This is a genomic window from Microbispora rosea (assembly GCF_044460045.1).
Lineage (GTDB): Bacteria > Actinomycetota > Actinomycetes > Streptosporangiales > Streptosporangiaceae > Microbispora > Microbispora rosea.
Map to the genome: position 1 here is coordinate 145294 of NZ_JBITJO010000001.1, position 12474 is coordinate 157767.

A 12474-nucleotide genomic window follows, 5' to 3' on the forward strand; every position below is an offset into this window, starting at 1 on the left:
TGAACGCCCGAGCGGCCGGCGAAACGCGATGCCGGGCCGGGCCAGGCGCGGGGGCCCGTGGGATCATGGGCCCATGCCGTACATCGCCGACCTGGACGACGACGCCACACCGATCATCCACCCCGAGGCATGGGTGGCCCCGGGGGCGGTGGTCGTCGGGAGGGTGCGGCTCGGACGCGGCGCGAACGTCTGGTACGGCTCGGTGCTGCGCGGCGACGACGAACGCATCGAGGTCGGCGACGAGGTCAACATCCAGGACCTGTGCTGCCTGCACGCCGACCCCGGTGAGCCCGCGGTCCTGGAAGACCGGGTGAGTCTCGGCCACCGGGCGATGGTGCACGGCGCGCACGTCGAGACCGGCGCGCTCGTGGGCATCGGGGCGGTCGTGCTCGGCGGGGCGGTCGTCGGGGCCGGGTCCCTGATCGCGGCCGGGGCCGTCGTGCCGCCCGGCCGCCGCATCCCGGCGGGCGTGCTGGTCGCGGGCGTGCCGGGGAAGGTCGTCCGCGAGCTCACCGACGACGACCGCGCCTCCTTCGCGCGTACGCCGGACAACTACCTCGCCAAGGCCCACCGTCACGCCGCGGCCTCGGTTCGGTCCCGATGAGCGTCCCGACCAGCGCCAGGTGGTCCGACAGCTCCGGGTCCGTTCTGACGATCTCGGCCCCGCCCGGACGGTAGTCGGCCTCGGTCGCGAAGATGTAGTCGATCTTCCGGCCGCCGCGCGTGGTGGGCTCGCCGCCCCGGCGCGCGATCCCGCAGGTCTCGGCGTCGACCTCGGTGTAGCCGCCCTCGCCGAGGCCCATGCCGTACACCTCGGTCAGCTGGTCGTGGCCGGGCTCGCGGTTGAAGTCTCCGGTGAGGATCACCGGGGCGTTCCCGGCGTACGCCGACACCAGTCCGGTGACCTGTCGCGGGGTCTCGGTGTCGGAGATGTGGGTCACGCAGCAGACCGAGGGGCGCGGGCCGACCCGGCCGGGGGCGCACAGCAGGCCGCGGGGGTGGATCTTCTCGTCCGGTGTCGCCGGGGCGTGGTCGGCGTGCAGCAGCCGCCGCAGCGGCGGGCCCTCGGCGCCGTTCTTCAGCGCGAGCGCCACCCCGAAGGTCTTGCCGTCCGGCGGGACGGTGTCCGGGGTGAGGTCGCTCCACAACGTGCGGCACCGGTCCTCGCGGCCCGGCCCGCCGCCCTTCGCGTAGCCGTACCAGACCAGCCGATAGCCGGGCAGCTCACGCCGGAGCAGGCCCACCTGGGCGTAGCACATCTCGGTGAACGAGGCGACGTCCACGTCCCTCGACCGGATCAGCTCGGAGACCTGACCGGCCCAGGTCCTGCGGCGTTCAGGGGTGAGGTCGCGTACGCAGGTGCCGGCGCTGTTGCCCGCCGCGCAGACGTTGTAGGTGAGGACGTTCACCCGATAGGTGTCGGCCACCGATGGAAGACCGGCTACCACAACCGCAACAACCGCCACTCCTGCGACAAATGCCCCCATACATGGAGAAGCTAGTCAGAGGTGGATCAACCCACCCAGGCGCCTGTGGTGAAATTTCCGACATTGATTGCCCAGATGGGCGCGGCCACCGCGAGGTAGGCCATCATGACCCAGGGCCTTCGGCTGCCGACGACGCCGACCGAGATGTAGAGCGGCCACCACAGCAGCGACGCCCGGCCCACCGACATGTAGAACGACGACATCGCCAGCAGCGCCACCGCCTGCGGCGCCAGGTAGGCGACGTCGGGCCAGTTGCGCCGCACCAGCCGCGCGATGATCAGCAGGACCAGCACGATCGCCGAGAGGATCTCCTCGCGGTACGACGTCGCCAGGATGGGCTCGTTGAGCGACCTGTGCCAGGTGTCGATGAACACGTTCCAGGGCAACTCGGGATAGCGGCCCCAGTACTGTGCCTCCGCCGACTTCCAGGCCATCAGGTCACCCGTGCGGTTCCACAGGTAGATCATGTAGGCCAGCACCGGCACACCTGGCAGCACCAGCCACGGCGCCTTCCGCCATCCCCTCGGGGCACGCAGGCCGTCGCGCGAGACGAGGAACTGCACGACCAGGCCGAGGGCGAGGAAGAGCCCGGAGATGCGGATGGACGACGCGAAGGCGGCGCACACGGCGGCGGACTCCCACCGGCCCCGCCGGGCCAGCAGCCACGCGGGGATGGCCAGCGCGAGGAACAGCCCCTCCGTGTAACCGGCGAGCAGGAACACCGCGAACGGGCTGAGGAAGAACGCCAGCACAGCCCAGGGGCCGCTGCCCTCCCGGTAGGACTCGCTCAGCCGCGACAGCGCCACCGCCACGACGGCGCTCGCGACGAGCGAGATCAGGACGAGGGCGAGCCGCAGGTCCGGGATGACCAGGTGCACGACGCGCAGCAGCAGCGGCAGGCCGGGGAAGAACGCGACGAGCCGCGGCGAGTCCTGGTCCTCCGGCCGGCCGTCGTAGCCGTACTTCGCGATGTCCATGAAGTTGTAGGAGTCATACCGGTTGAACCGGTCGAGGATCGCGTCCTCCGTACGGCCCGGCGCCGCGAGGATCAGATAGATGTACGACGCGACCTGCCAGAAGAACCAGATGAGCAGAGCCGTGCGGTCGGACGACCGGCTGAGCCACCACACCGCCCAGCGTTCCCTGCGCGAATGCGGCCCCGTCTGCTCGCCGGTCGCCGCGCCGCCAGAGGTGTCCACGGGCGCCATCTTCTCCGATGCCTCGTCCGCGTCCCGCTCACGGGCGGCTCCGGCCTCCTGGATCTCCGTCACGAGCACCTATGGAATACGCCACGGGAGCCCATGCCAAGTGGCCGGACCTCGCCGAGATACCCCACAACCCGGAGAAATACGCAAATGTGCTGCTCAGCCCATCGTGGGGCCTGAAACTTTCACGACGGGCTCCGCCGCACCGCTCCTCCACCCCACGCGCTCCCGCCGCCTCCCGGACCGGCGAGCTACCATCGGATCCAGCGAGGGGACCGCCGGAGTTCGTCCCGGCATCGTGTGCCCCGGAGGGCATCGGTCGAGGGCCCGGCCGCCGCCTGCTCCGGCTGCCTCATCCGGGATCAGCGAGAAGCCGTCCTCTCCGAGGACGGAGGACACTGCCGCGTGTACTGGGACGGGTTCACGACGATGGAGCGCGACGTGCGCGCCGTCGTCGGCGACCCCCGGTGGGCGCTGCTTCCCCCGGTCACCCGGGCGCACACCCTGGCCCAGCGGGCTCTGGTCACTCCCGACGGCGCCCGGTGGCTGTTCGGCGCGCACGCCCGCTGGTATCGCCTCGACCGCGTCGACGGCCGCTGGCACCTGTCGGCTCCCCCGCTGCATCCGGCCGTCCGCTCCGGCGCGCGGCCGAGTCCGCCGGGCGTGCCGATCCCGCCCGCGCTGATCCCCGCAGGCCCCGACTTCGCGTACGACCGCGGGTCCACCCAGGGGTTCGTCGGCCCGGACGTCCCGCACGAGATCACCGAACGGCTCCGCGCGCTGCTGCTCGCCCACCGCGGGCTGCGCCGGGAGGACTTCCCCCTCGCCGGCAGCGTCTACCAGCAGGTCTTCGCCCGCGACGTGGCCGCGACGGTGGCCGCCGTATGGGGCACGATCATGTGGTGCGCCTACGCGCCCGCCTTCGACGGCAACGAGGTCATGCTGTCGATGTTCGGCGAGTTCCTGGCCAGGCCGCTGCCCGGGGACGACTGGGTGCGCTGGCTGCCGATGGGCTCACTCGACGCGCTCGTGGCCCTCTACGCCGAGCGGATGCGCTCCGGCGCGCGGGAGGCGGGCCTGCGGCTGGCCGGACTGATGGCCGAGACCGCCACCGTGCTGCGCGCCGACCCCCGGTTCCGCCCGCGCGCCGACGCGCTGATCGCGATGGCCGAGCCGCTGCTCGGCAGCCCCTGGCTGGACCAGCACGCCATGCCCGGCGGCGCCGTACGGCAGGCCTGGCTGTCGCGCTGCCCGCCGCACCTCGTCCCGGCCACGCTCCCCGAATGGGCGCCGGGCGAGCACTTCCGGCACACCCTGTACGACCTGGTCGAGGCCCTGGGCTACACGGCCGCACGCGGGATGGATCCGCGAGCCGTGGCGGCCGCGCTGCTCGCCGCCGACGTGGCGGGCGTGTGCGGCGTGTCGGAGCCCGCCTGGGCCGCGCCGGGCAGCTCGCGCACCGCGCAGGTGGTCACCGCGCTCTATCCGTGGATGGACGACGAGCTCCGGCAGGCTCTCTACCTCGCGCTCGCCGAGCCCGCCCATCCGCTCCGAGGCTGCTGGCCGGCCGGCGGCGAGCTGCCGCCGGGGCTGGTCCCGCCCGATCGGGAGACGGCCGCCGCCCTGCTCGGCTCCGCGTACGCGGCCGGACTCGCCTGGTGCGCCCTGACCGGCACGCCCGCGCCGTCCGAGGGCTTCGCGGTATGCTCCGCGGTCGTGAAGTGCCTGATCCACCAGCGGGACGACCCGCGTCCGCAGGAGGCGGCGGAGCGGCGCAAGCCCGACCTGGACGAGTCGGGCGGCTGGCTGTTCGAAACCTCCAATTCGGATATTTCGTCGTTACCTCCGCTTTAGCAATACCTTCCCCCCATCACCGTCTTTTTCATCGAATTGTGATCTCGGTATCGGGGAAATGGTCCCGAAGGGACGAGGGGTGCGGGTCGGAATGGTCACGATGGGCCATGTCGCGGCAGGGTACCCGGACGTAACCTCGTGATGGGTGTGGGCTGCGGAAGGAAGGACGACGCGGTGGGGCACGACGACCTGGACTCTCGGGTCCACGACCGTGTCGCGTTGGACGAAATCGCGCTCTACGCCGAGGTGCTGGAGGCCGTGAACATCACGGAGAACCGACTGACCTTGGAAGAGCTCGACAACGCGCTCGGATTGCGGACTTCGGCGAGCCGCTGAAGGCATTGAGCACGGACCGTCCCGGGCATCTGGTGGGCCCGGGACGGTTGCTCAACCGGAATGATCCGTGCGGCCGGCGGGACGGGCGATCGGCCGTTGCGAACAGGTCCTGACGAACGCATCGTCACGAACAGACGGTGACGAGCCGCAGTGACGAACCGGCGGTGACGAGCCGGGATCACGACCTGGCAGGCGGGACCTGGCAGGCCCGAGTCACGACCTGACGAGCCGGGCGATGGCCGCCGAGGCCTCCTTCACCTTCTCGTCCGCCTCCGGGCCTCCGCTCTTGACGGCATCGGCGACGCAGTGGGCGATGTGGTCCTCCAGCAGCCCGAGCGCCACCGCCTGGAGTGCGCGGGTGGCCGCCGAGACCTGGGTGAGGATGTCGATGCAGTAGGCATCCTCGTCCACCATCCGCTGCAGCCCCCGGATCTGTCCCTCGATCCGGCGCAGCCGGGTGAGGTACGCCTGCTTGTCCCCGCTGTACCCGTGCATCCTTCAACGATACCCAGAACCGGTATCGAGCGTCGCCGCCCCGATACGGCGGGTAGGCCGGGCGGTCGCGTACGGGGGTAGGGCGGGCGGTCGCGGGAATGCATCCATGAACCGGTTCGAGGCGACCCCGGAGTCGCGGATGGGAACCCAGGCTGTCCTTCGTACGCTGCCGTTCGCCGCCATGGCGGCGGTGGTGGTGCTCGACCTGCTCGTCGGGCCGTCCCTGGGCCTGCTGCCGTTGCTGACCCTCGGGCCCGCGCTGGCCACGGTGACGGGCGGAGTGCGCCACACGGCGCTGGCCGGGCTGGTCGCGCTCCTCCTGTCCGCGCCACTGGCCTACCACGACCACCTGCTCACCCATCCGCGGATCACCGTGACACTGGTCGCGATCGTCGGGGTCACCGCGGCCGCCATGCTGGCGTGCCGGCTCCGGGCCGAGGGCGAGCGCAGGCTGGCGGACGCCCGCCTGGTCGCCGAGGCGGCCCAGCGCCTGCTGCTCCACCCCGTGCCCCACCGCGCGGGCGACCTGCGCATCGCCCTGTCCTACACCTCCGCCACACAGGACGCCCGCATCGGCGGGGACCTGTACGACATCGCCAGAGGGCCCGGCGGCGTCCGGCTGATCGTCGGCGACGTGCAGGGCAAGGGGCTGGACGCGGTGGAGACGGCGGCATCGGTGGTCGGCGCCTTCCGGGAGGCCGCCTACGACGCACCGGCGCTCACCGATGTCGGCCGGCGTCTGGAGGACCACCTCGCGCAGCGGCTGGGCGGGGAGAAGTTCGTCACCGCCGTGCTCGCGGAGGTGCGCGAGCACGAGATCTCACTGCTCAACTACGGCCACCCGCCGCCTCTGCTGCTCGGCCGCGACGGCCGGGTCCAGCCGCTCGAACCGCGCCAGGAGGCGCCGCCGCTCGGCCTGGTCGCGCTCGCCCCCGCGGGCCCCGAGCCGTACGGATGCGCGTTCCACGAGGGCGACGAGATCCTCTTCTACACCGACGGCGTGTGCGAGGCGCGCGACCAGGGCGGAGACTTCTATCCTCTGGAGGACCGGGCGCCTTCCCTGCTGCGGACCGGCGATCCGCAGGACGCTCTCGACCTGCTGAAACGCGACCTGGTCGAGCACGTCGGCGGGCCCGTCCCGGACGACGCCGCCATGCTGCTCGTCCGCAGGGAACGACCCTGACGGTCGGCCCCGGCATTCTTTGCCATGTGCAATCATTGACGCACAGCAGCTCCGGCGGGCCGTGAGGCGACGGCCCGACGGCAGGGCCAGGTGAGCAGAGGCGAGCGCAGTGGAACCGGAAAGGCACGGACAGCCCGGCATCTTCTCCATGCTCACCGTTCTGGACGAGGACGTCGTCGTCATCCGGATGTTCGGCGACCTGGATCTGGGCTCCGCCGCCTCACTGCGCACCTGCCTGGCCGAGGCGGTCGGGCTGTGCACACCGCCCCTGATCGTGGTCGACGCCGAAGGGCTCAAGTTCTGCGACTCGACCGGGCTGAGCGTCCTCATGGGAGCCCTGAACGCCGTCAGGGCGGCCGGCGGGCGCCTGGCGCTGAGCGGCGCCCACGGGCGTTTCGCCCGGATGCTCAGGATCACCGGCCTCGACACGGAGCTGCCGATCCACGACTCCGTCGTCGCCGCCATCGCGTACCTCAACAAGCCCGGCGACTGACCCCAGCCCGCCCCCGCCCATTGCACACGCCCCGCATGGCGTCACCATGGTGACGATGAGACCGCCTCTCGGAGGCCTGCGGCCTGTGGATCTGTCCTGATGGGGAACCGGCGCCACAGTATCGGCGGCCCGAGAACTGACGCTTACGGGGTTCGGAGACGCCAGATCTGGTTGGGGCGGCCCTTGCAGATCGCCTGCAGGACGTTGGCGCCGTGGGCGCGACTGGCGTCCTGCACGTCCAAGCACAGGCCGCTGTGCCGGGCGATCAGCTCGAAGGGGGTGCCGGTGCCGCGCCATTTCGGTCCCCCCATCGTCCGCATCTTCCACTGCTGGTTGTAACCCGGGGACCAGCAGGTCGCCTGCAGGACGTTGGCGCCGTGGAAGCGGCTGGCGTCCTGTACGTCCAGGCACTTGCCGCTGTGCCGGGCGACGAGCTTGAAGTAGCCGCTGTCGGTAGGCACGAGAGCCCACTGCTGGTTGTATCCATTCACGCAGTACGCCTGCAGGACGTTGGCGCCATGGGCGCGACTGGCGTCTTGAACGTCCAAGCATCTGCCGCTGTGCTCGGCGACGATCTCGTAGTAGGTGGTTTTGGCGTGGGCGACACCGGTTCCGGTGAGAGCGAGGCCGGCGATCGCGGTCGAGGCGACGGCAAGGGCACGGCGGATTTTCGCGAAGGGCATGATTTTTTCCCCTTTCATGTGATCCAGAGTGGGTGTGACGGGCGGATTCCTCATGAGCAGGGCCTACTCATTTGTGGGATCTCGGTTTCTTGGCGGCTCCGGGGCCCGTTCGGGCCTGAGCCCGCCGCGGTGGTCGGCATCCGTCTCAGAGGCGAAACGAGCGCCCCAGGTCGACAATGAATCGGGCGAGTGCGACCCGTTTGCGGAACAGGTCGTGCAGCTCGGGGGTGGGCTCATGGTCAAGGAGCTCGAGGGGGATCGCGGTCCACGCGCTGCGCAGCACGAGCGCGGCGACGTAGCCGAAGGAGACCTCGCAGTGGTCCGCGATCCCGGCCGTCGCGGCGGCGTACGCGGCCTCGATCGCCTCGTGGACGGCGGGCAGGTCGGCGGGGTCGAGCTCGCCGGTGTGCGCCCGGCCCACCAGGAGCTGGCCGAGGTCGAAGCCCACGGCCGCAGGGTCCGGCCAGCTCCAGTCGACGGCCACGAACTCGGCCGAGCCGTCGGAGGGGATCAGCAGGTTCATGGGGCCGGCGTCGCCGTGGACGAGGGTGTGCGGGAGGCGGTCGAGCGCGTCGAGCAGCGGGCCGATCCGGTCGGTGAGGGCGAGCAGGTCGGCCTGGAGCAGGGGGTCGGCGTGCCGGGCGACGAGAGGGTGGCGCCACGTCGCCGGGTCCCGCAGGATCGGCAGGAACAGGTTGGCGACCGGACCCGCGCAGAACCAGTGGAGTCCACGGTTCAGCGGCTCGCGCGGCGTCGAGGACCGGCCTGCCACGGGCCGTGCGGCGGCCAGATCGCCGAGCAGGCGGGCGGCGGCGCGGTAGCGGTCCAGATCCCACGTGGCAGGGGCGACCGGTACGTCCTCCAGCCACATGACGAGCCGGTCGTCGCCCAGGTCGTCCAACCGGTACATGCGGGGCAGCCGCAGCCCGTCGGGAAGCGGGCGACGGGCGAGATAGGCGTCCGCGTCGGCCCGCCAGGGGAACTGCGCCAGCGCGTCGGCCCGCATCTCCTCGGGCATTTTCTCGAACCAGGCCGAGTGCTTGATCGCATGGATCGACTTGACGAAGAACGACCAGTTCACGCCGCTGGTCGTCGTGCCGCTCACGCGATGGAGCGAGGCCGTCGACAGCGCTCCGGAGCCGAAGTGGAAGGGCTCGACGTGCTGCTCCGCGATCTCGGCCAGGGGATCGCCGAGGCTCTCGCGGACCAGGTCCGTCAGACCGGTGGCCGGTGTCAGGATCATGGGCCCAGCCTGCCGCCCGGAAATCGCCCTCGTATGAGCACGGCCTACTCAAATACGCTTTCGCCGTGGCAGCCTCCTGGCCGTTCATCGGGCGTGCAGCGCAACTGGCGGCCATCAGGTCGGCCGGGCACGGCATGGTCGTCGCCGGCCCGCCGGGGACGGGCAAGAGCCGCCTGGTGGCGCAGGCCGTCCACGATCTCGAACGGGTCGCGTGGGCACGGGCCACCGCGGCCGCGGGAGAGCTTCCCCTCGGCGCCTTCGCCCCGCTGCTGCCCGCCACACCGCCCGCCGGCAACCCGCTGGGCTGGGCCGCCGCCGCGCTGCGTGCGCCGGTGCTGGTGGTGGACGACGCCCACCTGCTCGACCCGGCCTCGGCCGCGCTCGTCCACCACCTCGTGACGAGGGGCGGCACCCGCGTGATCGTGACGCTGCGCAGCCGGACACCGGCGCCGGACGCGGTGCACGCACTGTGGAAGGACGGCCTGGTGCCGCGGCTGGAGCTGGAGCCGTTCTCCCTGGAGGAGACCGCGGCCGTCCTGGAGGCCGCCATGGGCGGCCGGGTGGAGGCCGCGACCGTGGCCAGGCTGTGGCGCGCCAGCCAGGGCAACGCGCTCTACCTGCACGAGCTCGTACTGTCCGGGATCCTCACCGAGGATGGGGACGTGTGGCGCTGGCGCGGGCCACTGACGATCACGCCAACGCTGCGCGAGACCATCGCCGGCCGCATCGGCGAACTGACCGCGCATGAGCGGGAGGCACTGGAGCTCCTGGCCTACGGCGAGCCGCTCGGCGCCGACCTGCTAGCCGTCCTCGGGTCCCTCGACGCCGTCCAACACCTGGAGGACCGGCAGCTCGTCACCGTGCAGCGGGACGGCCGGCGGCTCCAGGTACGGCTCGCGCACCCCCTCTACGGCGAGGTCATCAGGGACGGTTGTGGCGTGCTGCGCGCCCGCACGGTGACACGCCGGCTGGCTCAGGCGGTCACCGAGGCCGGGCTACGACGGCGCGAGGACGTGCTCAGGGTGGCGGTCTGGCGGCTGGACGGCGGCATGACCGGCGATCCCGGGCTACTGCTGGCCGGTTGCGAGCGCGCCAGGGTCGTCCGCGACCTGGAGCTGGCCTTACGGCTTGGACGCGCGGCCGTGGCAGCCGGCGGCGGAAGGCCCGCGCTGGCCGCGCTCGGCACCGTGCTGTTCTACGCCGACCGGCACGCCGAGGCCGAGGAGATGTACGCCACCGCCTGGGCGGTGGAGATGAGCGAGACGGCCCGGATCGACCTCGGCGTGCAGCGCGCGCTGAACCTGACCGTCGGGCTCGGGGACGTTCCGCGGGCACGAGCCGTCCTGGAAGAGACCACCCGGCTGACCCGCGGTGTCGACGGACGGCAGGGCATCTTCATCATGCAGGCCGTCCTGGCCACCCTCACCGGCGACCTCGCCGCCGCCGAGGACCTGCTGGCGCGCACGCGGGACATGGGCCCGCTCAGCCCGCACGGCGAACGCATGATCGGCGGGGCCGAGGCGGCCGTCCTGCTGGCGCGGGGCCGGGCCACGGAATGCCTGGCCCGCGTGAAGGAGACCGGCGCCCGGCTCGCGAAGGAACCCGACGCCATGCGCAGCCTGTCCGCCGCTCTGACCGGGCACGCCACGAGCGCCGCGCTGCTGCTCGGTGACCTGGACGCCGCCGAGCGGCTCGCCGACGAGGGATACGGCCTGGGGGGCCAGTTCGGCAGCTGGACACGGGCGATCCTGGAGTTCGGCGCGGCGAAGGCCCGCGTGCTGCGGCTGCGCGGCCGGCTCACCGAGGCCCTCGCGTGGGCCCGCGACACCGTCGTGCGGCTGCCCGCCCGCAGCGTGCTGGCCGGAGCCTGCCTGGGCGAGCTCGCGCACGCGCACGCGCTGCTCGGTGACGCCGCCGCGGCCGAGGAGGCCCTGGCGCGCGCGGAGGCCACGGGTATGCCGATCGGCCCGTACGTCGTCCTGCCCCTCCGCTTCGCCAAGGCATGGACCCTGGCCGGGCGCGGCGACGTCGCCGGGGCTGTCGAGATCTGCCTGGAGGCCGCCGAGAGCGCGTTGCCTTGCGACGTGCCGTTCGCGCTGCACGACGTCGTCAGACTGGGCCGTCCTGACCTCGTTTCCGCACGGCTCGCCGCGCTCGACGTGGAGAGTCCGCTGGTCGCCCTTTTCGCGCGGCATGCCGCCGCCCGCGACGGCGGGGAGCTCTACGCGGTCTCGGAAGGCTTCGAACGGCTCGGCCTGCTGCTCTACGCGGCCGAGGCGGCGGCGCAGGCAGCCGCCCGCCACCGCGAGTCCGGGCTGTGGCGCGGCATGCGGACGGCGGAAACGCGGGCCTGGCGGCTCTCCCAGCGCTGCCAGGGCGCCCGTACGCTCGCGCTGATGGACCTCGACGTCCCCGGTCTGACGCCGAGGCAGCGCGAGATCGCCGTGCTGGCCGCCCAAGGGCTGACGAACCGCGAGATCGCCGAGCGGCTCGTCGTGTCCGTCCGGACCGTGGCCAACACGCTGTACGCCGTCTACGACAAGACAGGCGTCAACGACCGCACCGCCCTCGCCGCCCTCCTGGGCGGGCCGGAGGGATAGCACCGGCTCATCCGTAGTCGCTGATTGCCGCCCTGACAGAGGAAGAGCCGGCGACCACCGTAAGGTTGTGAGCATCGTCCGCGCGCCCAAAGCCCCTGATCACACGAGTCCGCAGGGCCGCCAGGCGATCGGCACACGTGGCGACCACTGCCCGCCGTCACCGCGCACCACCACATAGGCGGTGAGCGGCGGCGCGAACGAGCTGCCACCGCACAGCACCCGCTCAGTGTCGACCGAGTAACTGCCCGCCGGTCCCTTACCGCCCGCCTGCGCCGTAGTACGGCCCTGCCACAGCACCCGGTCATCCGAGGCGCGCTTGACCTGGATGGTGACCTGGATACCCGGCGTCAGGTAGTAGCCGCGGACGACCACGGTCTGGTACGGCCCCTCGTTGGTGGTGGAGCAGCTTCCACCGTCGCAGGAGGGCCTGCTGCCGGCGTGGTTGCGCTTCACCATGATGACCCAGGCCAGCCTGCGGACCGCACTGTCGTTGTCGCGCCGCGCCTGGGTGCGGGAGCTGGGGACCACGCACCGGTAGTCACCGGGGTATGCCTCCCGCCAGACGAACCCGGTCGTGCACGCCTGCCAGACGCCGGAGGCGTTCTCCGAGCGCGTACGGTCGCGCACGGACGGGTCCACGCAGACGTGGTCGCTGGGCCTTGCGCCGCGCCAGACGTACCCGCTGGCGCAGGTGTCAGGGGCGAACGCCGTCTCGGCGGCGGCCCCCGTGACCCCGAGCATCGACATCGCCAGGCACCCCGATGCGGTTATCGCCACGAACTTGCCGGAACGTGTGAGCATGTCTTCCTCCGGGAGAGAGCAAGGAACGGATCGCGGGCGGGGACACTCCCGGCCCCCGTGATCGCATCCTGTCCCGCACCTCACCGCCGGTACA

Annotated in this window: 12 protein-coding genes; 6 read left to right on the forward strand and 6 right to left on the reverse strand. The window is 71.9% G+C overall.

The window, feature by feature from the left end; genetic code table 11:
• The first annotated feature begins 73 nt into the window (after window positions 1-73).
• Entirely contained in the window at window positions 74-604 is a 531-nt protein-coding gene (locus ACIBK1_RS00675) for a gamma carbonic anhydrase family protein (protein WP_396731277.1), read from the forward strand.
• Here ACIBK1_RS00675 and ACIBK1_RS00680 read toward each other — a convergent pair.
• Together ACIBK1_RS00680 and ACIBK1_RS00685 are read right to left on the reverse strand one after the other, a co-directional pair.
• A complete protein-coding gene (locus ACIBK1_RS00680; protein ID WP_396731280.1) occupies window positions 510-1427 on the reverse strand; it encodes an endonuclease/exonuclease/phosphatase family protein in 918 nt (305 codons plus the stop codon). The genes ACIBK1_RS00675 and ACIBK1_RS00680 overlap by 95 nt on opposite strands.
• An 86-nt stretch (window positions 1428-1513) precedes the next feature.
• Window positions 1514-2758: a mannosyltransferase family protein gene (locus tag ACIBK1_RS00685; RefSeq protein WP_357314748.1), complete on the reverse strand. Its 1245-nt coding sequence runs from the start codon at window positions 2756-2758 to the stop codon at window positions 1514-1516.
• A 339-nt stretch (window positions 2759-3097) separates the two neighbouring features.
• Here ACIBK1_RS00685 and ACIBK1_RS00690 point away from each other — a divergent pair, with 339 nt between their 5' ends.
• Together ACIBK1_RS00690 and ACIBK1_RS00695 are read left to right on the forward strand one after the other, a co-directional pair.
• On the forward strand, window positions 3098-4546 hold the full coding sequence (locus ACIBK1_RS00690) for a hypothetical protein (protein WP_197042971.1): 1449 nt from the start codon (window positions 3098-3100) through the stop codon (window positions 4544-4546).
• A gap of 174 nt (window positions 4547-4720) precedes the next feature.
• Window positions 4721-4882 carry a hypothetical protein gene (locus tag ACIBK1_RS00695; protein WP_167538777.1) on the forward strand — a complete coding sequence of 54 codons (162 nt, stop codon included), beginning with the start codon at window positions 4721-4723 and terminating at the stop codon, window positions 4880-4882.
• Window positions 4883-5095: 213 nt separating this feature from the next.
• Here the strand turns inward: ACIBK1_RS00695 and ACIBK1_RS00700 are convergent, their stop codons facing one another.
• Window positions 5096-5377 carry a metal-sensitive transcriptional regulator gene (locus tag ACIBK1_RS00700; protein ID WP_030512322.1) on the reverse strand — a complete coding sequence of 94 codons (282 nt, stop codon included), beginning with the start codon at window positions 5375-5377 and terminating at the stop codon, window positions 5096-5098.
• Window positions 5378-5483: 106 nt separating this feature from the next.
• On the opposite strand from ACIBK1_RS00700, the gene ACIBK1_RS00705 reads away from it, so the two are divergent.
• Both ACIBK1_RS00705 and ACIBK1_RS00710 read left to right on the forward strand, forming a co-directional pair.
• Window positions 5484-6560 (forward strand): PP2C family protein-serine/threonine phosphatase, encoded by a 1077-nt coding sequence (locus ACIBK1_RS00705; protein WP_396731285.1) that lies wholly within the window; start codon window positions 5484-5486, stop codon window positions 6558-6560.
• 109 nt (window positions 6561-6669) lie between these two features.
• The gene (locus ACIBK1_RS00710) at window positions 6670-7053 is read left to right on the forward strand and encodes an STAS domain-containing protein (protein ID WP_083744886.1); all 384 of its coding nucleotides are present in this window, start codon (window positions 6670-6672) and stop codon (window positions 7051-7053) included.
• 143 nt (window positions 7054-7196) lie between these two features.
• Here the strand turns inward: ACIBK1_RS00710 and ACIBK1_RS00715 are convergent, their stop codons facing one another.
• Window positions 7197-7736 (reverse strand): RICIN domain-containing protein, encoded by a 540-nt coding sequence (locus tag ACIBK1_RS00715; protein WP_396731290.1) that lies wholly within the window; start codon window positions 7734-7736, stop codon window positions 7197-7199.
• A 145-nt stretch (window positions 7737-7881) separates the two neighbouring features.
• Window positions 7882-8979, reverse strand: coding sequence for a hypothetical protein (locus tag ACIBK1_RS00720; protein WP_396731292.1), 1098 nt, complete (start codon window positions 8977-8979; stop codon window positions 7882-7884).
• Window positions 8980-9044: 65 nt separating this feature from the next.
• Here ACIBK1_RS00720 and ACIBK1_RS00725 point away from each other — a divergent pair, with 65 nt between their 5' ends.
• Window positions 9045-11579 (forward strand): ATP-binding protein, encoded by a 2535-nt coding sequence (locus ACIBK1_RS00725; RefSeq protein WP_030512317.1) that lies wholly within the window; start codon window positions 9045-9047, stop codon window positions 11577-11579.
• Window positions 11580-11678: 99 nt separating this feature from the next.
• Here ACIBK1_RS00725 and ACIBK1_RS00730 read toward each other — a convergent pair whose 3' ends face one another.
• A complete protein-coding gene (locus tag ACIBK1_RS00730) occupies window positions 11679-12380 on the reverse strand; it encodes a hypothetical protein (RefSeq protein WP_396731295.1) in 702 nt (233 codons plus the stop codon).
• Window positions 12381-12474: the final 94 nt, after the last annotated feature.